The 23,208-nt window shown below is 71.0% G+C and carries 20 protein-coding genes and 1 pseudogene; 16 read left to right on the plus strand and 5 right to left on the minus strand.

All coding sequences use genetic code 11. From position 1 onward, the window contains the following. Positions 1-9 precede the first annotated feature (9 nt). Together INQ48_04000 and INQ48_04005 are read right to left on the minus strand one after the other, a co-directional pair. A pseudogene (locus INQ48_04000) lies at positions 10-1,210 on the minus strand (hypothetical protein). 16 nt (positions 1,211-1,226) lie between these two features. After that, a complete protein-coding gene (locus tag INQ48_04005) occupies positions 1,227-2,558 on the minus strand; it encodes a DotU family type IV/VI secretion system protein (protein ID QRF58434.1) in 1,332 nt (443 codons plus the stop codon). A 254-nt stretch (positions 2,559-2,812) separates the two neighbouring features. On the opposite strand from INQ48_04005, the gene INQ48_04010 reads away from it, so the two are divergent. Continuing rightward, positions 2,813-3,496: a response regulator transcription factor gene (locus INQ48_04010; GenBank protein ID QRF58435.1), complete on the plus strand. Its 684-nt coding sequence runs from the start codon at positions 2,813-2,815 to the stop codon at positions 3,494-3,496. A gap of 142 nt (positions 3,497-3,638) precedes the next feature. Here INQ48_04010 and INQ48_04015 read toward each other — a convergent pair whose 3' ends face one another. Beyond that, positions 3,639-5,450 carry a DUF1446 domain-containing protein gene (locus INQ48_04015; protein QRF58436.1) on the minus strand — a complete coding sequence of 604 codons (1,812 nt, stop codon included), beginning with the start codon at positions 5,448-5,450 and terminating at the stop codon, positions 3,639-3,641. A gap of 154 nt (positions 5,451-5,604) precedes the next feature. On the opposite strand from INQ48_04015, the gene INQ48_04020 reads away from it, so the two are divergent. The 7 genes from INQ48_04020 to INQ48_04050 all read left to right on the plus strand — a co-directional run bounded on the left by INQ48_04020 (position 5,605) and on the right by INQ48_04050 (position 13,972). Next, positions 5,605-6,780, plus strand: a complete 1,176-nt coding sequence (locus tag INQ48_04020; protein ID QRF58437.1) for an acyl-CoA dehydrogenase family protein — start codon at positions 5,605-5,607, stop codon at positions 6,778-6,780. 24 nt (positions 6,781-6,804) lie between these two features. Then, complete coding sequence (locus INQ48_04025) at positions 6,805-7,638, plus strand: TIGR03084 family protein (protein QRF58438.1); 834 nt, start codon at positions 6,805-6,807, stop codon at positions 7,636-7,638. Beyond that, positions 7,635-8,528 (plus strand): DUF2156 domain-containing protein, encoded by an 894-nt coding sequence (locus INQ48_04030; protein QRF58439.1) that lies wholly within the window; start codon positions 7,635-7,637, stop codon positions 8,526-8,528. Before INQ48_04025 ends, INQ48_04030 begins: the two co-directional genes overlap by 4 nt. A gap of 67 nt (positions 8,529-8,595) precedes the next feature. Next, positions 8,596-9,504 carry an amidohydrolase family protein gene (locus INQ48_04035; protein ID QRF58440.1) on the plus strand — a complete coding sequence of 303 codons (909 nt, stop codon included), beginning with the start codon at positions 8,596-8,598 and terminating at the stop codon, positions 9,502-9,504. 69 nt (positions 9,505-9,573) lie between these two features. Further along, positions 9,574-11,196, plus strand: a complete 1,623-nt coding sequence (locus INQ48_04040) for an acyl-CoA carboxylase subunit beta (protein ID QRF58441.1) — start codon at positions 9,574-9,576, stop codon at positions 11,194-11,196. 17 nt (positions 11,197-11,213) lie between these two features. Further along, positions 11,214-13,199, plus strand: a complete 1,986-nt coding sequence (locus INQ48_04045) for an acetyl-CoA carboxylase biotin carboxylase subunit (protein ID QRF58442.1) — start codon at positions 11,214-11,216, stop codon at positions 13,197-13,199. Further along, on the plus strand, positions 13,196-13,972 hold the full coding sequence (locus INQ48_04050; GenBank protein QRF58443.1) for an enoyl-CoA hydratase/isomerase family protein: 777 nt from the start codon (positions 13,196-13,198) through the stop codon (positions 13,970-13,972). The genes INQ48_04045 and INQ48_04050 overlap by 4 nt, the downstream gene beginning before the upstream one ends. Before the next feature lie 16 nt (positions 13,973-13,988). Here the strand turns inward: INQ48_04050 and INQ48_04055 are convergent, their stop codons facing one another. After that, positions 13,989-14,882 (minus strand): LysR family transcriptional regulator, encoded by an 894-nt coding sequence (locus INQ48_04055; GenBank protein QRF58444.1) that lies wholly within the window; start codon positions 14,880-14,882, stop codon positions 13,989-13,991. Positions 14,883-14,991: 109 nt separating this feature from the next. Here INQ48_04055 and INQ48_04060 point away from each other — a divergent pair, with 109 nt between their 5' ends. Together INQ48_04060 and INQ48_04065 are read left to right on the plus strand one after the other, a co-directional pair. After that, positions 14,992-15,981: an ornithine cyclodeaminase family protein gene (locus INQ48_04060; GenBank protein QRF58445.1), complete on the plus strand. Its 990-nt coding sequence runs from the start codon at positions 14,992-14,994 to the stop codon at positions 15,979-15,981. Between the two features lie 52 nt (positions 15,982-16,033). Continuing rightward, positions 16,034-16,762, plus strand: a complete 729-nt coding sequence (locus INQ48_04065; GenBank protein ID QRF58446.1) for a phosphoglycolate phosphatase — start codon at positions 16,034-16,036, stop codon at positions 16,760-16,762. Between the two features lie 15 nt (positions 16,763-16,777). Here the strand turns inward: INQ48_04065 and INQ48_04070 are convergent, their stop codons facing one another. Continuing rightward, on the minus strand, positions 16,778-17,392 hold the full coding sequence (locus INQ48_04070; GenBank protein ID QRF60601.1) for a chalcone isomerase family protein: 615 nt from the start codon (positions 17,390-17,392) through the stop codon (positions 16,778-16,780). 355 nt (positions 17,393-17,747) lie between these two features. Between INQ48_04070 and INQ48_04075 the strand changes: the two genes are divergently transcribed. The 6 genes from INQ48_04075 (at position 17,748) to trpD (ending at position 23,181) form a co-directional block, all read left to right on the plus strand. Then, a complete protein-coding gene (locus tag INQ48_04075) occupies positions 17,748-19,250 on the plus strand; it encodes an anthranilate synthase component I (GenBank protein QRF58447.1) in 1,503 nt (500 codons plus the stop codon). Next, positions 19,247-19,696, plus strand: coding sequence for a GxxExxY protein (locus INQ48_04080; GenBank protein ID QRF58448.1), 450 nt, complete (start codon positions 19,247-19,249; stop codon positions 19,694-19,696). Before INQ48_04075 ends, INQ48_04080 begins: the two co-directional genes overlap by 4 nt. A 106-nt stretch (positions 19,697-19,802) precedes the next feature. Continuing rightward, positions 19,803-20,387 (plus strand): aminodeoxychorismate/anthranilate synthase component II, encoded by a 585-nt coding sequence (locus INQ48_04085; protein QRF58449.1) that lies wholly within the window; start codon positions 19,803-19,805, stop codon positions 20,385-20,387. Positions 20,388-20,391: 4 nt separating this feature from the next. Beyond that, positions 20,392-21,450 (plus strand): low-specificity L-threonine aldolase, encoded by a 1,059-nt coding sequence (ltaE, locus tag INQ48_04090; protein ID QRF58450.1) that lies wholly within the window; start codon positions 20,392-20,394, stop codon positions 21,448-21,450. Positions 21,451-21,477: 27 nt separating this feature from the next. Next, positions 21,478-22,137, plus strand: coding sequence for a LysE family translocator (locus INQ48_04095; protein ID QRF58451.1), 660 nt, complete (start codon positions 21,478-21,480; stop codon positions 22,135-22,137). A 21-nt stretch (positions 22,138-22,158) separates the two neighbouring features. After that, positions 22,159-23,181, plus strand: a complete 1,023-nt coding sequence (gene trpD / locus INQ48_04100; GenBank protein ID QRF58452.1) for an anthranilate phosphoribosyltransferase — start codon at positions 22,159-22,161, stop codon at positions 23,179-23,181. Positions 23,182-23,208 lie beyond the last annotated feature (27 nt).

Raw genomic sequence — 23,208 nt, forward strand, 5'->3', positions numbered from 1 at the left:
GGGCCGCGTTCACATCGCGTCCATGCCCGTGTCGTGCGCCGACGGCGGCAGCCGGCCGGGCCGCACCAGCGAAGGGTCCGCCGGCAGGAAGCGATGGAACAGGTCGCCCGTGAAGGCCCCGTTGCCGCCCGCCGCGCCGCCGGCCGCCGTCAGGTAGAGGCCGCGCCAGCGCAGTCCCCGGGCCTCGCGTGCCTTGCGGCCATGGCTGTCGAACAGCGCCTCGGCCGCCAGCCGCAGCCCCGGCTGCAGGCTTCGCACCCCCTCCACGAACGAATGCACCGCGAGCCGGCCCGAGGCGCCCGGTTGTTCGCGCAGCAATCCCATGCGCAGCGCATGCAGCCGCGCGGCCAGCGGCTCGAAGGCCGCGTCGAGCCGTTCGGCGGCGCCGCGCGTGTCGGTCGCCGCGCTCTCCAGCGCCAGCCGATGGCCCAGCGCCTGCGCCAGCACCTCGGGCGGCAGCGTGCCGCGCAGCGCGCCATAGCCCTCGAGCCCTTCGAGGCCCGTCACCACGAGATAGAACGGCAGCTGCAGCCGCAAGGTGCGGCCCGCTTCCTCGGCCAGCCGGCGCAGCCGCGCGACGCGGGCGCGGAAGGCGACCGCATCGGCCGGTGCCTCGCGCAGCGCCTGCGCGCCGATGCAGGCCACGATGCCGTGCAATGGGATGCGCTCGCGCCGCTCGGCCAGCGCCAGCAGCGAAGCGAGCCAGAGGGCGCGCGACTGCGGCGCGTCGGCCGGGTCCTCGAGCACGCGCGCGTCGATCTCGATCGCGGCCATGGCGCCGCCGGTCCACCAGCGCCAGCCGTCGCGCACCGGGCCGGTCGGCGCGTCGTCCGACGGGTCCGCGTCGAGCGGCGAGGCCGCGAGCAGCCCCGGCAGCCCGGCCGCCGCGTCGCCGAGGAACAGCAGCCACGGCACGCCCGGCGTCGCGCAGCGGCCGAAGTCCTCGTCGTCGAGCTTCTCGCCGGCCGCGCGCGGACGCGGCGCCAGCCGCAGCCGCTGCTGCGCGCGCGCCATCGCCTCGTGCAGGCGCTCGAGCGCCTGCGCATCGGCCGCGCGCGAGGGCGGCCGCAGCGTGGCGATGCGCTGCTGCAGCGCGCGCCGGCGGCGCGCCGCGGCCGGCATCGCGCACCACGGCGCACAGCACCGCGAAGCCGAGCGCGCACAGCGCGAACAGCGGCCAGAAGAGGTGGGCGGGCGGCAGGGTGTGCATGGCGGCGGCGCGGCGCTCAGCGCGCCTCGGTCTCGAGGAACACGAAGTCGGCGACCAGTCGATCGCCGCCCTTGTTGGCCGCGAGCGCCTCGCGCAGCTGCAGCAGGTAGGCCGAGGCCAGTTCGAACGGCGGCCGGTCGGCGGTCTCGTGGAAGGGCATCGGCGAGGAGATCACGGTCACCAGCACGCTGCCGAAGGGCGGGCTCACGAGCCAGCTCGAGGGGATGTCGCGCCCGAGCTCGAGCTTCTCGCCGGCGCGCAGCCGGGTCGGCGCCTGGCCCGCGTTGAGGTGCATCACCGAGCCGTCGGCCGTGTAGTAGTCGACCCACAGCACGCTGTCGTGGCGCGGCGCGGTCACCTCCACGCGCACGTTGTCGCCCTCGCGCAGGCGCCCCTGCCGCGCGGAGGGCAGGGCCAGTCCGAGGCCGTAGGCCTTGTCGGCATTGCGTGCCTGGTAGGGCTTGAGGATCGCGAACACCTCGCAGTGCGGCCACACGCGCACGCCGAGCTCGAAGCGCGGCGCCTTCACGCCCGGCAGCCGGCCCACGTCGTGCTGCACGTTGGCCACGTCGGCCGGCAGCGAGACGAAGCCGCTGACCTTGAGCGTGCCGCCGGCCTCCACCGCCACGGCCAGGTCGGCGCAGGCGTAGCCCTGCAGCTGCTGCTCGACGCGCTGCGCGAGGTCGGCCTCGGGCCGCGGCGCGCCGGCCAGCCAGGCCCACAGCAGGTAGAGCAGCGGCACCAGCAGCGCCAGCGCCGCGCTCGCGCGCAGCATCGAGCGGTCGCGCCGGTGCATGTCGATGGGGGCGGGCGGATCGGGCTCGGCGTAGGGCTGGGGCGTGATGCGCTGCTGCGCGAGGCTGCCGAGCGCGAGCGGCGGCAGCCGCAGCTGGCGCCCGTGCAGCTCCTTGAGCTTGCCGAGCTCGCCGCGGTCGCCGTGCTCGAAGTAGTACTGGCCCTTGAAGCCCAGCGCCAGCGCATGCCAGTAGACCTCGCGCACCTCGTCGTCGCGCGCGCCCAGCGCCGAGAGGTGGTGGAAGAACTCGCTGTGGGCGTTGTTCGAGGCGAACAGCTGCACCTGCAGCGGCGCCGCGCCCTGGGCCGCGCCCGGGTGGCGCGCGAGGATCTCGTCGATCCAGGCGACCATCGCGAAGGCGGCCGATTCGAGTTGCGCGGGCGACAGCGGCGTCGCGCTCGCGCGCGCGCGTTCGCGCGCCTCGTCGAGCAGCAGGCGGGCCTGGCGCTGCGCGGCGTCGTGGTCGAGCGTGGGGCGGTTCGCGGCGATCGCGGCATCGAGCGCGAGCCCGAACGAGACGAAGGCCGAATGGCAGTCGATCAGGCGGGCCATGAAGACACGCGTGCCGGCTCAGGCCGCAGGCAGCGCGGGGCGCCGCCCGAGAGATGCCCTGCACCGGCGCCGGCTTCGTTGGCACATGCCCATGTCTCGCTTCCTTCGGGTTGGCGACCATTCTTCTCAGCGGGCCCGCAAGGCGCCATATCGCTTGGGGCCTATGCCGTTCGGGCAGCGCGCCAGCCTTGCTGCGCCGGGCATTCGCCGGTATCGTCGGCGGTCGCTGAGTCAATGCACGCTGGGGTTAAGCCATGAAAATTCTGATCGCCGACGACCACCGGCTCGTCATCGAGGCGGTCAAGGCCAAGTTGTCCGAGCTGGAGCCCGGCATCGAGTTCGTGCTGGTCATGAGCGTCGACGAGCTGCTCGCCGGCGCCACCGACGACCTCGACCTGGCATTGATCGACCTCAACATGCCCGGCGCCGACGGGCAGGCCCACATCGACGAGATCCGCCGCCGTCATCCGGCCGTGCCGGTGATCGTGCTGTCGGGCTACGAAGACCCGGCCATCATGCGTGCCGCCCTCGAGCGCGGCGTGCTCGGCTTCATTCCCAAGGCCTACTCGCCCGAGGTCATGCTGTCGGCCGTGCGGCTGGTGCTGGCCGGCGGCGTCTACGTGCCGCCGATGATGCTGACCGCGCTGCCGCCGGGCATCGTGGCCGGCGTGGCGCCGCAGGCCGACGCCGCGCGCGCGCCCGGTGCCCCGGCCGCCTCGCAGACGCTCGAGCACCTGCGCAACGTGCTGACCGAGCGGCAGGTCGAGGTGCTGCAGCTGCTGTCGCAGGGCAAGCCCAACAAGCTGATCGGCCGCAGCCTCGGCATCAGCGAGGGCACAGTCAAGATCCACCTCGCGGCGATCTTCCGCGCGCTCAACGTGCGCAACCGCACCGAGGCGGTGGTCGCGGCGCAGGCCTTGACCGAGGCGCAGGCCTGAGCTGACCTGACCCAGACAAGCCCGTTCGGGCTGAGCCTGTCGAAGCCTCGCGCAAGGCTTCGATCCTTCGACAAGCTCAGGACGGGCCGAGCTCAGCCCGAACGGTTTTGGAGCATCCCACGCGCGGGCCGCCGCCCCCGTTTCAGCGCCGTTGCGCCGCCTGCGCCACCGCGCGCGGCACTTTCACGCGCATGTCGAGCAGCATCTGCCCCATGCCCTTGCCCAGCGGGTCCAGGCGCATCGACGAGGGCCCGCCGCCGTCGAGCGCCCCATGCAACAGCAGGTTCATCGCCGCGATGCCCGGCAGGTGGAAGCGCTCGACCCTGCCGTGCACCAGGTGCGCGAAGTAGGCGCCCACCGCTTCGGGCGTGACGCGCGACCACAGCAGCGGCAGCCATTCGGGCCGGCGCGCCACCAGGCCGATGTTCGAGAGGTCGCCCTTGTCGCCGCTGCGGGCCCAGGCCAGCTCGATGAGCCGCAGCTCGACCTGTTCGCCGCCGTCGTCAGCGAACGGTGGCGGTTCCGCCACCGGCGGCGCGGCGCCATCGCCCGTGCCCGGCGGGATCGCGACGGCCCGCCGCTCGCCGTCGATCTCGAACCACACCGGCACCTGCGCCTTGTCGAGCAGGAAGGCGAAGGGCTTGATGAGCGGCGACACGGAAGGCCGGCCGCCGCCGGGCCCGGTGGTGCCCGGCGACCACGAGGTGCCCGCGGGCGCGATCTCGCGCGCGAAGATCTCGAGCGCGGCCTTCTGCGGATGATCGACCGCCACGCGCATCATCGCCTCGCGCACGCCGTGGGTGCGCGCATGCGGGCCGTAGAGCGTCTCGGCGCCGATCGCCTCGATGTGGCTGCGCGTGAAGGGCGCGAGGCCCAGGCGCGCGAGGATGCCGCCGGTGCGCTCGAGGATCGCCTCGGCCGTGCGCCGTGCCTTGCGATCGGCGTCGATGCCCACGATCACCAGGCTGCCCGCGCAGCGGAAGCCGTCGAGCTGCGTGGCCGAGACCTTGTAGGCCGAGGTCGGTGCGCGGCCGCGCGCGGGGCCCACGCGCACGCGGTCGGGGCCTTCCTGCTCGATCGTCACTTCGCGGAAATCGCAGCTCACGTCGGGCAGCAGGTAGGCGCCCGGGTCGCCGATCTCGTAGAGCAGCTGCTCGGCCACCGCGGCGCGGATCACCTTGCCGCCCGTGCCCTCGGGCTTGGTCACGACGAAGCTGCCGTCGGCATGGCATTCGACGATCGGGTAGCCGATGTTCGCCCAGTCGGGGATGTCCTCCCAGTCGGTGTGCAGACCGCCCGTGGCCTGGCAGCCGCATTCGATGATGTGGCCCGCGAGGCTGCCCGAGGCCAGCCGGTCGAAGTCGCCGGGCTGCCAGCCGAATTCGTGCATCAGCGGGCCGAGCGTGACCGCGCTGTCGACGCAGCGGCCGGTGATCACCACGTCGGCGCCCGCGGCCAGCGCCGCGGCGATCGGCAGCGCGCCCAGGTAGGCGTTGGCGCTCAGCACCTTCTCGGGCAGGGCCTCGGCCGTGAACATGTCGCGCGTGCCCGCGGCGCGCAGTTCGGCCATGCGCGCGCCGAGGTCGTCGCCCTCGACCACCGCGATGCGCAGCGGCACGCCCTGGGCCTCGGCCAGCGCGCGCAGCGCCGCGGCGCAGCCCTGCGGATGGATGCCGCCCGCGTTGCTCACCACCTTGATGCCCTGGCGCTTGATCTCGGCGAGCACCGGTTTCATCGCGATCTCGACGAAGTCGGTGGCGTAGCCGAGCTCGGGCTTCTTCGCGCGCGCCGCGGCCAGGATCGCCATCGTGGTTTCGGCCAGATAGTCGAACACCAGGTAGTCGAGCCGCCCGTGCTGCACCAGTTGCGGCGCGGCCACCATGCTGTCGCCCCAGAAGCCCGAGGCGCCGCCGATGCGGACGGTCTTGGTCGGTGCGGCGGCGGATGAAGGCATGGCGGTCCTCGGGTGGCGGATGGAAGGGCCAGCTTAGCGAGGCGGGCGCGGCGCGGCTTGCGTCGAGTCGCTGCACCTCGCGTGGCCGGGCGCAGCCTGTTGGCGCAAGACCCGTGGAGCGCCCGCCGCTAGCCTCGTGCGCCAAGGAGACACCATGGAATTCCTGGACGCCCCGCCGCTGCCCTTCTACTTCTCCGCCGAGCACGAAGCCTTCCGCGCCGGCCTGCGCGCCTTCGTGGCACGCGAGATCGCGCCCTTCGTGGCCGAGTGGGACGAGGCCGAGACCTTTCCGCGCGATCTCTACCGGCGCGCGGCCGAACTCGGCGTGCTGGGCCTGGGCTATCCCGAGGCGCTCGGCGGCACGCCGGCCGACCTGTTCCATCATCTGATCGTGGCCGAGGAATTCGCGCGTTGCGGCGCGGGCGGCGTGCAGGCCTCGCTGAACTCGCACAGCATCGCGCTGCCGCCGATCCTCAAGGCCGGCAGCGAGGACCTGAAGCAGCGCGTGATCCCGCCGGTGCTGGCCGGCGAGAAGATCGCCGCGCTCGCGATCACCGAGCCCTCGGGCGGCTCCGACGTCGCGGCGCTTCGGACCACCGCGGTGCGCGACGGCGACCACTACGTGGTCAACGGCGAGAAGACCTTCATCACCTCGGGCGTGCGCGCCGACTTCATCACCACCGCCGTGCGCACCGATCCCGCGAACAAGGGCGCGGGCGGCATCTCGCTGCTGGTGATCGAGGGCGACACGCCGGGCCTCTCGCGCACCTCGCTCGACAAGATGGGCTGGTGGAGCTCCGACACCGCGCACCCGCGCTTCGAGAACTGCCGCGTGCCCGTGCGCAACCTGGTGGGCACGGAGAACCAGGGCTTCAAGCTGGTGATGAACAACTTCAACGGCGAGCGCCTCTTGATGTCGGCGCTGGCCTGCGGCTTCGCCGAGGTCTGCCTCGAGGAGGCGGTGGACTGGGCGCGGCAGCGCGTCACCTTCGGCGTGCCGCTGGCAGAGCGCCAGGTGGTGCGCCACAAGCTCATGGACATGACCCTCCGCGTCGATGCCGCGCGCACCCTGGTCTACGACCTGGCCTACCGCATCGAGCACGGCCTGGCCGATCCGGCGAAACTCGTGGCGCGCGTGTGCCTCGCGAAGGTGCAGGCGACTCAGGCCATGCAGTTCTGCGCCGACCAGGCGGTGCAGTTGCTGGGCGGCATGGGTTTCATGCGCGGCACGCGCAGCGAACGCATCTACCGCGAGGTCAAGGTGATGATGATCGGCGGCGGGTCGGAAGAGATCATGAAGGACCTGGCGGCCCGGCAGCTCGGGCTCTGAAGAACGAGAAGGACGACACCCACGATGAACGATTCGACGAACGGCCCCAACGCGGAGACCGCGCGCGACCTGCGCGACGAATACGCCGAGCTCGCCGCGCTGTGCGCCACGCTCACGCCCGAACAGTGGCGCGCGCCCAGCGTGTTCTACGGCTGGTCGCCCTGGGACGAGATCGCCCACCTGTGCTTCTTCGACGAGACCTCGATGCTCGCGCTGAACGACCCCGAGGCCTTCGTGCGCGATGCCGCGGCGCTCAACGCGCAGTTCGCGCAGGGCCGCGAGATCAGTTCGCTGGCGCGCGAGAAGTACGGCCAGCTCGACGGCCCCGCGATGCTCGCGCTGTGGCAGCCGATCTCGATGCAGCTGGCCGACGCGCTCGCGGTGCTCGACCCGAAGGCGCGGCTGCCCTGGTACGGGCCGATGATGAGCGCGCGTTCGTTCGCGACCGCGCGGCTGATGGAGACCTGGGCCCATGGCCAGGACATCTGGGACCTGATGCGCCGGCGCCGGCCGGCCAGCGCGCGGCTGCGCCACATCGCCCACATCGGCGCCACCACCTTCGGCTGGACCTTCGTCAACCGCCAGCTGCCGGTGCCCGAGCCCGCGCCCTTCATCGAGCTCGACGCGCCCGACGGCCAGACCTGGCGCTGGGGCGATCCGGCCTCGGCGGAATCGGTGCGCGGCGATGCGCTCGACTTCTGCCTGGTCGTGACCCAGCGCCGCCACCTCGCCGACACCGTGCTGCGCTGCACGCCGGGCAGCGCCACGCAGTGGCTGTCGATCGCCCAGTGCTTCGCGGGGCCGCCGGCCGATCCGCCGGCGCCGGGTGTGCGCGCGGTGGTCTACGACGCTGCATGAGGACAGGGCGACCGCTGTCGCTGGCGCTGCGCGAGGCGATCGAACCGGCGCTCGCGCGGCTGCGCGCGCGCAGCGCCGAGGGCTGCCTGTCGGACCTGACGTTCTCGAACCTCTGGCTGTTCCGCGAGGCCCACGACTACCGCTACATCGGGCCCGAAGACGACGGCTGGCCGCGCATCTCGGGCCGCACCTACGACGGCACGCGCCACCTGGTCCCGCTGTTCGCGCTGTCGCAGGCGCCGCCCGAGGCGCTGGCCGCGATGCTCGAAGACCACGACTGCTTCTATCCGCTGTCGCGGCGCGACATCGAAGGCCTGAGCGCCGACCGCTTCGCGCTGAGCGCCTCGCCCGACGACGCCGACTACCTCTACGACGCCAGCCGCTTCGCCGACTACGCCGGCCGCGCGCTGGCCTGGAAGCGCAGCCAGGTGCGGCAGCTGTTCGCGCAGTGCACGCCGCGCGCCGAGGCCTTCGGTCCCGCCTCGGCCGGTGCCGCGCTGCGCGTGCTCGAGGCCTGGATGGCGCAGAAGGGCAAGGCCGCGGGCGAGGCCGACGAGGCGCCGTGCCGCGAAGCCATCGCCGACGCGGCGGCGCTCGGGCTCGAGGGCTTCGTGCATTTCGCGCACGACGAGCCGCTGGGCTTCGTGCTCGCGCAGGAACTGCAGCCCGGCGTGTTCGCGATGCGCTTCGCCAAGGGGCTCGACAGCCACGCGGGCATCTACCCGCACATGTTCCAGCACTTCTGCCGGCAGTTCGAGGCCCGATTCGGCCGGCCGGTGCGCTGGCTCAACTTCGAGCAGGACATGGGCATCGCGGGCTTCCGGCGCAGCAAGCGTTCGTATGCGCCGGCGGCGATGGTGCAGAAGTTCAGGGCACGGTTATTGCGCTGAGCCGGCGTGGCGGCGGGTATTCTTCCACCGCCCACCGTACCGACCGCACCCGCCGCGAGGAGCCCGCATGACCCGGACCACCGATTCCCTTCATCGACGCTGGACGCGCGCCGCGCTGGTCGCTGTCGCCGCCAGCCTCGCAGTCGCGGCCCACGCGGCCGACTACACCGGCCCGCTGTTCGACACCCACCTGCACTACAACGAAGAGGCCTGGAACGGCAGCAGCGGCCCGTTCCCGCCGGCCGAGGCGCTCGCGCGCATGCAGCGCAACGGCGTGCGTGCCATCGTCGGCAACTCGCGGCCCAACGACGGCACGCGCACGCTCGCGGCGCTGCGCGAGACCCGCGAGGCCGGCGTCACCGTGGTGCCCTTCGTGCGGCTGTACCGCAACCGCGCCGACTACAGCAACTGGTTCCGCGACGAGAGCATCCACGAGATGGTGCTGGCCGAACTCGAGCGCGGCACCGCGAGCGGGCCCTACCGCGGCATCGGCGAGTTCCATCTCTACGAGAGCGCCAATGCCAACGGCCCGGTGGCCAAGAAGCTGATGGTGCTGGCCGAGCGCAGGCAGCTCGCGGTGCTGGCACACGTGGACGACGAGGCGGTCGACCTGCTGATGGCGAACACGCCGAGCCAGGGCCGCGACACGCGGCTGATCTGGGCCCACACCGGCATCGGCGGCACGCCGGTGGCGCGCGTGCGCCAGATGCTCGAGCGCTATCCGAAGCTGATGGGCGAGCTGTCGTATCGCCCGGGCCTGGTCTGCGAGGGCGGCACGCTGTGCGCGCCGTGGCGCGAGCTGATCCTGGCCTTTCCCGACCGCTTCCTGATCGGCTCCGACACCTGGGTCAACCAGCGCTGGAGCGCCTACGACGAGCTGATGCGCGGCTACCGCGGCTGGCTCGGCGAGCTGCCGCCCGCGGTGGCGCAGCGCGTGGCGTGGGACAACGCGGCCGGGCTGTTCGGCGTGCGCTGATCCCCAGCCACTGGGCACAAGACGCCCCGAGGGGCGCTGCCTAAGCTGCCATGGACTCTTCCGCAGACCATGGCCACCATCGAATCGACCCTCTCCCCCCACGGCGAAGCCTTCCAGGCCAATCGCGCCCACATGCTCGCGTTGCTCGAGCGCGTACGCGGCTGCGAGCAGCGCGCCGCCGCCACCTCGGAGCGTTCGCGCGAACGCTTCGAGAAGCGCGGCCAGCTGCTGCCGCGCGAGCGGCTGTCGCTGCTGCTCGACCCGGGCACGCCCTTCCTCGAACTCTGCTCGCTGGCCGGGCTCGGCCTGGACAACCCCGACCTCGACAAGAGCGTGCCCGGCGGCGGCGTGATCGCGGGCATCGGCCAGGTCTCGGGCCTGCGCGTGATGGTCAATGCCTCCGACTCGGGCATCGACGCCGGCGCGCTGCAGCCCATGGGCATTCCGAAGCAGCTGCGCATCCAGGAGCTCGCGCTCGAGAACCGGCTGCCCTACGTGCAGCTGGTCGAGAGCGCGGGCGCCAACCTCATGACCTACAAGGTCGAGGAATTCGTGACCGGCGGCAGCCTGTTCCGCAACCTCGCGCGGCTGTCGGCCGCCGGCTTGCCGGTGCTGACGGTCACGCACGGTTCCTCGACCGCGGGCGGCGCCTACCAGACCGGCCTGTCGGACTACATCGTGATGGTGCGCGACCGCTCGCGCGCCTTCCTCGCGGGGCCGCCGCTGCTGAAGGCCGCCACCGGCGAGATCGCGACCGAGGAGGAACTGGGCGGTGCGCTCATGCACAGCTCGGTGTCGGGGCTCGGCGACTATTTGGCCGAGGACGACCGCGACGCGATCCGCATCGCGCGCGAGATCCTCGCCCACATCGACTGGAACCGCGAGCTGCCGGCGCCGCCGCCGCGCCGCTTCAAGCCGCCGCGCTTCGATGCCGAGGAACTGCTGGGCATCATGCCGGCCGACCTCAAGCGGCCGGTCGACATGAAGCAGGTGATCGCGCGCATCGCCGACGACTCCGAGTTCCTCGAGTTCGGCGCCGGCTACGGCAGCGCCACCGTGGTGGGTCACTTCAAGATCGAGGGTCTGCCCGTGGGCGTGGTCACCAACAACGGCCCGATCGACAACGCGGGCGCCACCAAGGCCGCCCATTTCATCCAGGCCTGCTGCCAGTCGCGCACGCCGATCCTCTACCTGCAGAACACCACCGGCTTCATGGTCGGGCGCGCGCACGAGGAGGGCGGGATGATCAAGCACGGCTCGAAGATGATCCAGGCCGTGACCAATGCGACCGTGCCGCAGATCACCATCCATTGCGGCGCTTCGTTCGGCGCCGGCAACTACGGCATGTGCGGGCGCGGCTTCCATCCGCGCTTCTGCTTCTCGTGGCCCAACGCGCGCACCGCGGTGATGGGCGGCGAGCAGGCGGCGCAGACCATGGTCAACGTGACCGAGGCCGCGATGCGGCGCAAGGGCGGCGAGGTCGACCGTGCGAAGCTCGCCGAGATGGAGCGCCGCATCGTCGAGCGCTTCGACAGCCAGATGAGCGTGTTCACCACCAGCGCGCACGTGCTCGACGACGGCGTGATCGATCCGCGCGACACGCGCGCCGTGCTCGCGAAGCTGCTGGCCGTGTGCCGCGAGGCCGAGCTGCGCGAGCCGCAGCCGATGCAGTTCTCGGTGGCGCGGCCATGAGCGAGGGGGAACAGTCCATGACCCAGGCCACGCCCTTCCACAAGATCCTGATCGCCAATCGCGGCGAGATCGCGCTGCGCGTGATGCGCAGCGCGCGCGCCCTTGGCTATCGCACGGTGGCGGTGTATTCGAGCGCCGATGCCAACGCGCGCCACGTGCGCGAGGCCGACCAGGCCGTGTGCATCGGCGAGGCGCTGCCCGCGCGGTCCTACCTGCGCATCGAGGCCATCGTCGAGGCCGCGCGTCGCACCGGCGCCGACGCGGTGCACCCGGGCTACGGCTTCCTGGCCGAGAACGCCGCCTTCGCGCGTGCGTGCGCACAGGCCGGGCTGGTCTTCATCGGCCCCTCGGCCGAGGCCATCGAGGCCATGGGCCACAAGGCCGGTGCCAAGGCGTTGATGCAGGCCGCGGGCGTGCCCTGCATTCCGGGCTACCAGGGCGAGGACCAGGGCGAGGAGCGGCTCGCGCGGGAGGCCGCGCGCATCGGCTTCCCGGTGATGATCAAGGCCACGGCCGGCGGCGGCGGGCGCGGCATGCGGCTGGTGCCATCGGCCGACGAATTCGCGCCCCTGCTGCGCAGCGCGCGCTCGGAGGCGCAGAGCGCCTTCGGCGATCCCGAGGTGATCCTCGAGCGAGCGATCGCGCAGCCGCGGCACATCGAGATCCAGGTCTTCGCCGACCGCCACGGCCATGCCATCCACCTGGGCGAGCGCGATTGCTCGGTACAGCGGCGGCACCAGAAGCTGATCGAGGAGGCGCCCTCGCCGGCGGTGGACGGCGCGCTGCGCGAACGCATGGGCGCGGCCGCGGTGGCGGCCGTAAAGGCGATCCGCTACGAGGGCGCGGGCACGCTCGAGTTCCTGCTCGACGGCGGCGGCAACTTCTACTTCATGGAGATGAACACGCGGCTGCAGGTCGAGCATCCGGTGACCGAGGCCGTGACCGGCCTCGACCTGGTGGAACTGCAACTGCGCGTGGCCGCGGGCGAGCCGCTGCCGCTCGCGCAGCAGGACGTGCGCTTCGAGGGCCATGCGATCGAGGTGCGGCTGTGCGCGGAAGATGCGGCGCAGGGCTTCGTGCCGCAGAGCGGCACGCTCGCGCTGTGGAAGATGCCGCCGCAACTGCGCGCCGAGCATGCGCTGCATTCGGGCGCCGAGGTGCCGCCGTACTACGACTCGATGATCGCCAAGCTCGTGGCCCATGGCCGCACGCGCGAGGAGGCGCGGCGCAAGCTGGCCACGGGGCTCGAGGACGCGGTGGCGCTGGGCGTGACCACCAACCAGGCCTTCCTGCGCGCCTGCCTCGTGCACCCGGTGTTCGCGGCGGGCGGTGCCACCACGGCCTTCATCGGCGAGCACCAGGCGGCGCTGCTGCGGGCCGACGAGGCCGCGGCCGCACGCGCGGCCGCACTCGCGGCGGTGCTGCTGTACGAGCGCGCCGACGACACGCAGGCGCGGCGGCTGCCGCACAAGCTGCCGATCTCGCTGCGCTTCGAACTCGCGGGACAGACGCGGCATGCGAGCGTCGCGTTGATCGCGTCGCGCCGGTTCCAGGTCAGGCTCGATGCGCAGGCCTTTGCGATCGAACTGATCGAGCACGGCGACGACAGCGTGCGCTTCGCCTGCGATGGCGTGCACGAGAGCGCCGCGTACTGGCGCGACGGCACCTTGCTGTGGCTGCAGTACCGCGACCGTGCGCTGCGCATCGAGGACACCACGCGCGCGGCTTCCGAACGCCAGGGCGTCGCGGGCGGCGGCGACGGCAAGCTGCGCGCCTCCATGAACGGCCGCGTGGTCGCGGTGCTGGCCGAGCCCGGCCAGGTCGTGCGCGCGGGGCAGCCGCTGCTCACGCTCGAGGCCATGAAGATGGAGCATGTGCATGCCGCGCCGGTGAGTGGCCGGCTGGCCGCGCTGCATGTGCGCATCGGCGACCAGGTCGAGGCGCGGCGTGTCGTGGCCGAAATCGAGGTCGATGCCCCCGTTGCCGAAGGAGCCGCTTCATGAGCACCGCCGCCGTCCTGCACGAGAAGCGCGACCGTGCCTTCTGGATCACGATCAACCGGCCCGACAAGCGCAACGCGCTCAACGCCGAGGTGGTGGCCGGCCTGCGCGAAGGCTGGCGCCTCGCGCATGCCGATCCCGAGGTGCGCGCCATCGTGCTGACCGGCGCGGGCGAGAAGGCCTTCTGCGCCGGCGGCGACCTGCAGCCCGGCGCGGGCTTCGCGTTCGACCTCGCGCAGCCCACGCTCGACTACGCCGACCTGCTGCGCGAGACGCAGGCCGGCACCCTGCCGAGCATCGCGCGCATCAACGGCAGCTGCATGGCCGGCGGCATCGGCCTCCTGTGCATGACCGACCTCGCGGTGGCCGCCGACACGGTGCAGTTCGGCCTGCCCGAAGTGAAGATCGGCCTGTTCCCGATGCAGGTGCTGAGCCTGCTGCAGCGCATCGTGCCGCGCCGCACCCTGCGCGAGTGGTGCCTGAGCGGCGAGCCCTTCGGCGCGGCCGAGGCGAAGGAGGCCGGCCTGCTGAACCACGTGGTGCCGGCCGATGCGCTCGATGCGAAGACGCAATGGCTGCTCGAGCGCCTGACCGACAAGTCGCCGACCGCGATCCGCCGCGGCAAGTACGCGATGCGCGCGCTCGAGGCCATGTCCTTCGACGAGGGCATCGCGTTCACCGAGGGGCAGATCGCGCTGCTCGCGGGCACGCAGGATGCGAGGGAAGGGCTGGCCTCGTTCAACGAGAAGCGCAGGCCGGTCTGGACCGGGCGCTGAGCGCGGCACGCCGCGCTCAGACGAAGGGCGCGCTGGCCACCTCGTCCATGAGCCACTGCGTGAACGACTGCAGCGCCGCGCTCGGCGCGCGGTCGGCGGGACGCACGAGGTAGTAGGCGCTCCCCGGATCGACGGTGTGCGCGAACGGCGCCACCAGCAGTCCGGCATCGAGGTCCTCGCGCACCAGCGCCGTGAAGAACAGCGCGAAGCCATGGCCGTCGAGCGCGGTGCGGCGCAGCGCGTGGGAGTCGTCGATGCGGGTGGTGTCGAGCGGGCCCGCGTCCACGCCCGCCGCCGTGAACCAGGCGCTCCAGTGCGCGGCATCGAACTCGTGGAACAGGCGGCGGCCGCGCAGGTCGCGCGGCTTGACCTTGCGCGGCAGCGTGGCCAGGAAGGCCGGGCTGCACACGGGCGTGAGCGTGCCCGGCACGACCAGCCGGGCCTCGACGCCGGGCCAGCGTCCGTCGCCCCAACCGATGCCGGCATCGACCGGATCGCGCAGGAAATCGGCGGGCTGGTAGGCATGGTGCAGCTGCAGATGCAGCCGCGGATGCCGCGCCCAGAGCCGCCCGAGGCGCGGCGTGAGCCAGCGTGCCGAGAAATACGGGGCGACGCTCAGCGCCAGGGTGTCGGGCCGCGCGGCGCGGCGCAGCCGGTCGATTGCCGCCTCGAGGCCCTGGAAGCCCTGGGCGCAGTCGGCGCAGAGCTGCCGTCCTTCGGCCGTGAGCTCGATGCGGCGGTGCGAGCGCAGCACCAGCGGCATGCCGAGCTCGGCCTCGAGATGGCGCACATGGTGGCTCAGGGCCGACTGGGTGACGTGCAGCTCCTCGGCCGCGCGCTTGAAACTGCCGTGGCGGGCCACCGACTCGAAGGCGCGCAGCTTCGTGAGCAGGAACAGGGGCAGCGGCATGCGGGCGATCCTAGGAGTGAGTTTGCTTCACGTCAACGCGAAACGAATCAATTGAGCGAAGCAGGGCGGCTTCGCAGAATTCCCCTTCACATCAATGAAGGAGATTCACATGAGCAACCAGCCCGCCGCGTTCGAGATCGAGAAGGGTCCGCGCTGCGTCATGACGCTGAGCGAAGCCGAGGTGGCGCGCCTTCTCGATCCGCGCGAGCTGCTCGATGGGCTCGAGGACGGCTTTCGCGCACTGGCACGCGGCGAAGTGCAGTCGCCGGCGCGGCCCGAGCTCACGGTGCCGGGCCAGGGCTTCTCGCTCGCGATGCCGGCGTGGCGCCCGGGCATGCAGATGGCGATCAAGGTGGTCAACGTCTTCGACGGCAACCTCGCGCTCGGGCTGCCGAACCACCTGGCGATGATCCTGCTGTTCGAGCCCGAGACCGGCATGGCCTCGTGCGTGATGGACGGCACCTTCATCACCGGCATCCGCACGGCCGCTTCGGCGGTGCTGTCGGCGCGGCTGCTGGCGCGCCCGGACGCGCGCGTCGCGACCATCGTGGGCGCGGGCGTGCAGGCGCGCGAGCACCTGCGGCTGCTGCCGCTGGTGCGCGACCTCGAGCGCATCCATGTCTGCGCGCTGCACCCCGAGGAGGCGCGGCGGCTCGCGGCGCGGCATCCGCTCGCGCGGGCCGGCGAGGACATCGAGGCGGCGGTGCGCGGCTCGGACATCGTCTGCCTCGCGAGCCACAGCGCCCAGCCCGTGATCCGGCCCGAGTGGCTCAAGCCCGGCGCCCACGTGAGCTCGGTCGGCTACCACCCGCCGGCGGGCGAACTGCCGGTGGCGCTCGCGCGCGAGGCGCGCCTGTTCGTGGAGACGCTCGATGCCTTCGAGCCCGTGCCCGTGGGTTGCGCCGAGCTCGCGGGCTGCGATCGCCGGCGCGCGACCACGCTCGGCGAGGTCGTGCTCGGCACTTCGCCGGGCCGGCGCGATGCGCGCGAGATCACGGTCTACAAGGCCATGGGGATCGCGATGGAGGACATGGTGGCGGCCAACCTGGCCCATGCGGCCGCGCTGCGTGAGGGCGGCGGTGAGGCGATGGCGTGGTGAGCCACGTCATCCAGCGAGGCTCTGTAAAGTCGCGGGCAGTCTTCGCAACGCCATGAGCCCTTCTTCCTTGAACTCCATCGATTTCGACCTCACCCGCTTCGACGCCGCCATCGTCGACCTCGACGGCACCACCATCGACACGCTCGGCGATTTCGCCGTGGCCCTGAACCGCATGCTCGAGGACCTCGGCCTCGCCACGCTGCCGCGCGAGCGCATCGAGCGGATGATCGGCAAGGGTTCGGAGCACCTGATCCTGTCGGCGCTGCAGCACGTGGCCGCGGCGGACGGTGCCGACACACCCGGCGCCCTGGCCAGCGCGCAGGCGCGGTTCGACCGCGGCTGGGAGCGCTACCAGCACCACTACCTCGCGATCAACGGCCAGCATGCGGCGGTGTATCCGGGCGTGGTCGAGGGACTGCAGGCGCTGCGCGACCGGGGGCTGAAGCTGGCCTGCCTCACGAACAAGCCGACCGCCTTCGCGAAGCCGCTGCTGGCCCAGAAGGGGCTCGATGGCTTCTTCGAACGCGTGTTCGGCGGCGATGCCTTCGAGCGCAAGAAGCCCGATCCGCTGCCGCTTTTGAAGACCTGCGAGGCGCTGGGCACGCAGCCCGCGCGCACGCTGATGATCGGCGACTCGAGCAACGATGCGCGCGCCGCGCGCGCGGCCGGCTGTCCGGTGGTGCTGGTCACCTACGGCTACAACCACGGCGAGCCGGTGCGCGCGGTCGATGCCGACGGCTTCGTCGATTCGCTGGCCGAACTGGCGGCGCCGCGCGACTGAGGCGCTGGCCGCCGCTCAGGACGGCTTGCCGAGCAGCGCGTCCTTGAGCTTCCAGTCGGCCGGGCTCGGGCCGAGCCAGATGCGCAGCAGCGCGTTGAAGAAGGCGGGCTCCTTCACGGGATCGGGCTGCGGCACGCCGCGCACCGTGATCAGCGTGCCGGTGCCGGGCAGCCAGTCGATGGTGAAGGTGTCGCCGGCCTTGAGCTGCTTCTGGTCGGCGAACATCTGGCCCATGCGCAAGAGGCCGGGGATCAGCTGGCCCATCTCGCTCTTGGGCGAGTTGTCCTCCACGCCCTTGATGAAGAGCTTGCCGAGCTCGTTGGCGTCGATGTCGCGCAGCATGGTGATCGCCACGCGCTTCGGGCCGGGCACGGCCTGCGCCTCCTCGGGGGTCGAGGCCTTGCGGCCCATGTAGAGGCCGGCCGTGTAGACCTTGAGGATGGCCTTGTAGCGCACGCCGGCGCCATTGAGTTGCAGCGGCGTGCCGCGCAGCTCGAGGCTGTCGTCGAGCTTGACGCCCGCGACCTCGACCGGGGCGGCGCGCGCGGGCGCGGCGACGGCCAGCGCCGCCGCGAGACCGGCCAGCAGGCACAGGCGCGCGAGCGGTCGTGACACGAGCGGAAGTGCGATCGAGCGTGCGGACAAGGCGGCCTCCTCTGGAATTTGCGAACGGTCGTGCGAATGTATCTTTTCGTTCTATCGCGCCGGCTCCGGACGAACCCTGAAGCGCGGGTTTGCGCGCGGCTTCGTTCGCGTGGGCTAAACTCCGGCCCTCATGTTCGTTCATCACATCCATCAAACAGGTGAAGGCAGCCGGGGAGCCTGGCCCTGGCGTACGCCATCGACGCTGCCTGTTTGATTGCACGGCGCACGCCGTGCGCCCGCGGTTCCGGACGCATCGACGCCGAACCACCTCCTCTGTTTGTGAATGAGACCGCTCCCGGCCGATGAAAGCGCGCCGGGCCGGCTTTCCGGAGAACGACACGTGATCACCGAACTCGAATTCAAGAGCCTCAGCGCCCAGGGCTACAACCGCATCCCGCTGATGGCCGAGGCCTTTGCCGACCTCGAAACCCCCCTGTCCCTGTACCTCAAGCTGGCCCATTCGCAGGGCGGCGGCAAGCACAGCTTCCTGCTCGAATCGGTCGTGGGCGGCGAGCGCTTCGGCCGCTACAGCTTCATCGGCCTGCCGGCGCGCACCCTGCTGCGCGCCAGCGGCTTCGGCGCCGAAGCCGTCACCGAGGTCGTGACCGACGGCCAGGTGGTCGAGACCGCCGCGGGCAATCCGCTGGACTTCGTGGCGCAGTACCAGAAGCGTTTCAAGGTCGCGCTGCGGCCCGGGCTGCCGCGCTTCTGCGGCGGGCTGGCCGGCTACTTCGGCTACGACACCGTGCGCCACATCGAGCGCAAGCTCGAGAAGAGCTGCCCGCCCGACACGCTGGGCTGCCCCGACATCCTGCTGCTGCAGTGCGAGGAACTGGCGGTCATCGACAACCTCTCGGGCAAGCTCTACCTGATCGTCTATGCCGATCCGAAGCAGCCCGAGGCCTATGCCAACGCCAAGCGCCGGCTGCGCGAGCTCAAGGAGAAGCTCAAGTACTCGGTGAGCGCGCCGATCGTGAAGCCCACGCAGCCGCATCCGGCCGAGCGCAGCTTCGCCAAGGCCGACTACCTCGCGGCGGTGGAGCGCGCCAAGGAGATGATCGCCGCCGGCGACTTCATGCAGGTGCAGGTGGGGCAGCGCATCAGCAAGCGCTACACCGAGTCGCCGCTGTCGCTGTACCGCGCGCTGCGCTCGCTCAATCCCTCGCCCTACATGTACTACTACCACCTGGGCGACTTCCACGTGGTGGGCGCCTCGCCCGAGATCCTGGTGCGCCAGGAGAACACCGGCGAGGGCGAGCAGAAGATCACCATCCGCCCGCTGGCCGGCACGCGCCCGCGCGGCGCGTCGATCGAGCTCGACAAGGCGGCCGAGGTCGAACTCATCAACGATCCGAAGGAACGCGCCGAGCACGTGATGCTGATCGACCTCGCGCGCAACGACATCGGCCGCATCGCCAAGACCGGCACGGTGAAGGTGACGGAAGCCTTCGCGGTGGAGCGCTACAGCCACGTGATGCACATCGTGAGCAACGTCGAGGGCACGCTGAAGGACGGCATGACCGCCATCGACGTGCTCAAGGCCACCTTCCCGGCCGGCACCTTGACCGGCGCGCCCAAGGTGCATGCGATGGAACTGATCGACCAGCTCGAGCCCACCAAGCGCGGCCTGTACGGCGGCGCCTGCGGCTACATCAGCTACGCGGGTGACATGGACGTCGCGATCGCGATCCGCACCGGCATCGTGAAGGACCAGGTGCTGCACGTGCAGGCCGCGGCCGGCGTGGTGGCCGATTCGGTCCCCGAGCTCGAGTGGAAGGAAACCGAGGCCAAGGCGCGCGCGCTGCTGCGGGCGGCGGAGCTTGTTGAGGAGGGGTTGGAATGAATTCCGAATACGGGCAGCCGGACGCAGAGGACGCGAAGGATTCGCGAAGGACGCAAAAGGAAGACAAGAATTTTTTAGATGACTTCTCGCACGACATCATCGGGGCGGCTGTCGAGGTGCAACGAGTGCTGGGTGTGGGCTTGCTTGAAAGCGCCTACGCAGCGGCGTTGGCGGTCGAATTGAATGAACGAGAGCTCCGGTTCGAACGCGAGGTGCCCATCACCGCGTACTACAAGGGCCGTAGCGTGGGTGTTGCGTATCGCGCAGATTTCGTTGTCGAGGACTCAGTGATCGTAGAGCTCAAGGCCATCGATGTCCTGGCCGACCTGCATCGCGCGCAACTGTTGTCCTATCTGCGCTTGTCGGGACTGAAGCTGGGGCTGTTGATCAACTTCCACGCATTTCCCGTCGTCAAAGGCATCCAGAGAATGGTGAACAAGCTATGAGTGGAGCCCTGAATTTTCTTTTTCATTCTTCTTTGAATTCCTTTCGCGTTCTTCGCGAATCCTTCGCGTCCTCTGCGTCCGGAAGTCCGTATTCGAAAGGCCAGTCATGAAGCTCCTCATGATCGACAACTACGACAGCTTCACCTACAACATCGTCCAGTACTTCGGCGAGCTGGGCGCGGACGTGCAGGTGCACCGCAACGACGAGATCACGGTCGCGCAGATCGGCGAGCTGATCGCCTCGGGCGTGACGCGGCTGGTGGTGTCGCCGGGGCCGTGCTCGCCGGCGGAGGCGGGCGTCTCGGTGGCAGCCATCGAGGCCTTCGCGGGCAAGCTGCCCATTCTCGGCGTGTGCCTCGGCCACCAGGCCATCGGCGCGGCCTTCGGCGGCAGGATCGTGCGCGCGCAGCAGCTCATGCACGGCAAGACCAGCGAGATCACGACCACGCAGGAGGGCGTGTTCGCGGGGCTGCCGAAGACCTTCGTCGTCAACCGCTACCACTCGCTGTCGATCGAGCGCGCGAGCTGCCCCGAGGCGCTGGCCGTCACGGCCTGGACCGACGACGGCGAGATCATGGGGGTGCGGCACACCGGGTATGCGCACGACGTGCGCATCGAAGGCGTGCAGTTCCACCCCGAATCGATACTCACCGAGCATGGCCACGCCATGCTCAAGAACTTCCTGGACTGAAGCCATGACCGACCGCAGCGCCATCGTCGACCTTCGCAGCGACACCGTCACCCAACCCACGCCCGCGATGCGCGAGGCCATGATGGCGGCGCCGCTGGGCGACGACGTCTTCGGCACCGATCCGAGCGTGAACGCGCTGCAGGAGAAGATCGCGGCGCTGCTGGGCTTCGAGGCGGCGCTGTTCGTGCCGACCGGCACGCAAAGCAACCTCAGCGCGATCCTCGCGCATTGCGGCCGCGGCGACGAGTACATCGTGGGCCAGATGGCGCACTGCTACCGCTGGGAAGGCGGCGGCGCGGCGGTGTTCGGAAGCGTGCAGCCGCAGCCGCTGGACCATGCGGCCGACGGCACGCTGCCGCTCGCGCAGATCGAGGCGGCGATCAAGCCCGACGACGCGCATTTCGCGCGCACCCGGCTGCTGGCGCTCGAGAACACGCTGGGCGGCAAGCTGCTGCCCTTCGACTACGTGCAGGCAGCGACCGAACTGGCCGCGCGCCACGGGCTGCAGCGGCACCTGGACGGCGCGCGACTCTTCAACGCGGCGACCGCGCAGGCTGCGCAGAGCGGAAGCACTGACGTGCGCGCGGAGGCGCGCCGCATCGCGCAGTGCTTCGACAGCGTGTCGGTGTGCTTCAGCAAGGGCCTGGGCGCGCCGATCGGCTCGGCGCTGGTCGGTTCGCGCGACTTCATCGCGCGCGCCCACCGCATCCGCAAGATGGCGGGCGGCGGCATGCGCCAGGCCGGGCTGCTCGCGGCAGCGGCCGCGCATGCGCTCGAGCACCACGTCGACCGGCTGGCCGACGACCATGCGCTGGCGCTGCGCCTCGCGCAGGGGCTCGCGGGCATCGAGGGGCTGAAGCTCGAGATGCCGCACACCAACATCGTCTTCGTCGACCTCGAGGGCGAGGCCAAGGCGCGCTCGGCGGGGCTGATCGAGAGCCTCGAGCGCCAGGGCATCCTTGCCACGGGTCTGTACCGGCTGCGCTTCGTGACGCACCTCGATGTCGATGCCGCCGGCGTCGACCGCGCGGTGGCCGCGATCCGGGCCTACTTCGCCGCCTGATCCGTCGTTCGAGGAGAGGAGAACGCGATGCCCGATCTTCCCCATCTGCTGGCCTTCATCGCCGCCGGCTGGCTGCTGAACCTGACGCCGGGTCCCGACGTGCTCTACGTGGTCACCCACTCGCTGCGCTCGGGCGTGCGCGCCGGCATCGTCGCCGGGCTCGGCATCACCGCCGGCTGCTTCGTCCACATCTTCGCGGCGGCCATCGGCGTCGGCACGCTGATGGCGACCTCGGCCGCGGCCTTCACCGTGCTCAAGTACATCGGCGCGGCCTACCTGCTGTACCTGGGCGTTCGCATGCTGCTGTCGCGCGCCGCGCCGCCCACCGACCTGGCGCAGGCCGCGGCCGCCACCGCAACGCGCAGCCTCAAGGCGATCTTCCTCGGCGGCTTCTGGACCAACGTGCTCAACCCCAAGGTGGCGCTGTTCTTCCTGGCCTTCGTGCCGCAGTTCATCGCGCCCGGGGCCGACCACAAGGCGCTGTACTTCGTGCTGCTCGGCGTGCTGTTCAACCTCAACGCGATCCCCGTCAACGTGGGCTGGGCGCTGGCGGCGGGCTGGATGGCGCGCCGCGGTGCCGTGCAGAAGGGCATGCACTGGCTCGACCGCGCCGCCGGCCTTCTTTTCATCGGCTTCGGCCTCAAGCTCGCGTTCACCGACGCCCCCGCGGCGCGCATCGGCCGCTGATTCATCCCGAGGAGACTTTCCATGATCACCCCCCAGGAAGCGCTGCAGCGCACCATCGAGCACCGCGAAGTCTTCCACGACGAGATGCTGCACATCGTGCGGCTCATCATGAGCGGCGAGTGCTCGCCCGTGATGATGGCCGCGCTGATCACCGGCCTGCGCGTGAAGAAGGAAACCATCGGCGAGATCACCGCCGCCGCGCAGGTGATGCGCGAGGTGTCGACCAAGGTGGCGGTGGCCGACACCACGAACCTGGTCGACATCGTGGGCACCGGCGGCGACGGTTCGCACACCTTCAACATCTCGACCTGCTCGATGTTCGTCGCGGCCGCGGCCGGCGCCAAGGTCAGCAAGCACGGCGGGCGCAGCGTGTCGAGCAAGTCGGGCAGTGCCGACGTGCTGGAGTCGCTGGGCGTCAACATCAACCTCAAGCCCGAGCAGATCGCGCGCTCGATCGAGCAGTCGGGCATCGGCTTCATGTTCGCGCCGAACCACCATCCGGCGATGAAGAACGTGGCACCGGTGCGCAAGGAGCTCGGCATCAAGACCATCTTCAACATCCTGGGCCCGCTGACCAACCCGGCCGGCGCGCCCAACATCCTGATGGGCGTGTTCCATCCCGACCTGGTGGGCATCCAGGTGCGCGCGTTGCAGCGCCTGGGCACCGAGCATGCGATGGTGGTCTACGGCCGCGACGGCATGGACGAGATCTCGCTGGGCGCGGCCACGCTGGTGGGCGAGCTCAAGAACGGCGAGATCAGCGAGTACGAGCTGCACCCCGAGGACTTCGGCTTCCAGATGTCGAGCAATCGCGCGCTGCGCGTGGAGACGCCCGAGCAGTCGAAGGCGATGCTGCTGGGCGTGCTCGACAATCAGGCCGGCCCGGCGCTCGACATCGTGCTGCTCAATGCCGGCGCGGCGCTGTACGCGGCCAACGTGGTCGATTCGGTGGCCGCGGGCGTGACGCGTTCGCGCGAGGCCATCGCCTCGGGCGCCGCCAAGGCGAAGCTCGCCGAGCTGGTGCGGGTCACCACCTCGGTCTGAGCCGGGAATCCAGGAGCAAGAGAGAAG

It is taken from the genome of Variovorax paradoxus, assembly GCA_016806145.1.
Lineage (GTDB): Bacteria > Pseudomonadota > Gammaproteobacteria > Burkholderiales > Burkholderiaceae_C > Variovorax.

What these genes read in the sequence shown, in the direction of transcription:
- INQ48_04005 (QRF58434.1), bottom strand. Translation starts at nt 2,558, where the DNA reads ATGGCCCGCCTGATCGACTGCCATTCGGCCTTCGTCTCGTTCGGGCTC.
- INQ48_04010 (QRF58435.1), top strand. Translation starts at nt 2,813, where the DNA reads ATGAAAATTCTGATCGCCGACGACCACCGGCTCGTCATCGAGGCGGTC.
- INQ48_04015 (QRF58436.1), bottom strand. Translation starts at nt 5,450, where the DNA reads ATGCCTTCATCCGCCGCCGCACCGACCAAGACCGTCCGCATCGGCGGC.
- INQ48_04020 (QRF58437.1), top strand. Translation starts at nt 5,605, where the DNA reads ATGGAATTCCTGGACGCCCCGCCGCTGCCCTTCTACTTCTCCGCCGAG.
- INQ48_04025 (QRF58438.1), top strand. Translation starts at nt 6,805, where the DNA reads ATGAACGATTCGACGAACGGCCCCAACGCGGAGACCGCGCGCGACCTG.
- INQ48_04030 (QRF58439.1), top strand. Translation starts at nt 7,635, where the DNA reads ATGAGGACAGGGCGACCGCTGTCGCTGGCGCTGCGCGAGGCGATCGAA.
- INQ48_04035 (QRF58440.1), top strand. Translation starts at nt 8,596, where the DNA reads ATGACCCGGACCACCGATTCCCTTCATCGACGCTGGACGCGCGCCGCG.
- INQ48_04040 (QRF58441.1), top strand. Translation starts at nt 9,574, where the DNA reads ATGGCCACCATCGAATCGACCCTCTCCCCCCACGGCGAAGCCTTCCAG.
- INQ48_04045 (QRF58442.1), top strand. Translation starts at nt 11,214, where the DNA reads ATGACCCAGGCCACGCCCTTCCACAAGATCCTGATCGCCAATCGCGGC.
- INQ48_04050 (QRF58443.1), top strand. Translation starts at nt 13,196, where the DNA reads ATGAGCACCGCCGCCGTCCTGCACGAGAAGCGCGACCGTGCCTTCTGG.
- INQ48_04055 (QRF58444.1), bottom strand. Translation starts at nt 14,882, where the DNA reads ATGCCGCTGCCCCTGTTCCTGCTCACGAAGCTGCGCGCCTTCGAGTCG.
- INQ48_04060 (QRF58445.1), top strand. Translation starts at nt 14,992, where the DNA reads ATGAGCAACCAGCCCGCCGCGTTCGAGATCGAGAAGGGTCCGCGCTGC.
- INQ48_04065 (QRF58446.1), top strand. Translation starts at nt 16,034, where the DNA reads ATGAGCCCTTCTTCCTTGAACTCCATCGATTTCGACCTCACCCGCTTC.
- INQ48_04080 (QRF58448.1), top strand. Translation starts at nt 19,247, where the DNA reads ATGAATTCCGAATACGGGCAGCCGGACGCAGAGGACGCGAAGGATTCG.
- INQ48_04085 (QRF58449.1), top strand. Translation starts at nt 19,803, where the DNA reads ATGAAGCTCCTCATGATCGACAACTACGACAGCTTCACCTACAACATC.
- ltaE (QRF58450.1), top strand. Translation starts at nt 20,392, where the DNA reads ATGACCGACCGCAGCGCCATCGTCGACCTTCGCAGCGACACCGTCACC.
- INQ48_04095 (QRF58451.1), top strand. Translation starts at nt 21,478, where the DNA reads ATGCCCGATCTTCCCCATCTGCTGGCCTTCATCGCCGCCGGCTGGCTG.
- trpD (QRF58452.1), top strand. Translation starts at nt 22,159, where the DNA reads ATGATCACCCCCCAGGAAGCGCTGCAGCGCACCATCGAGCACCGCGAA.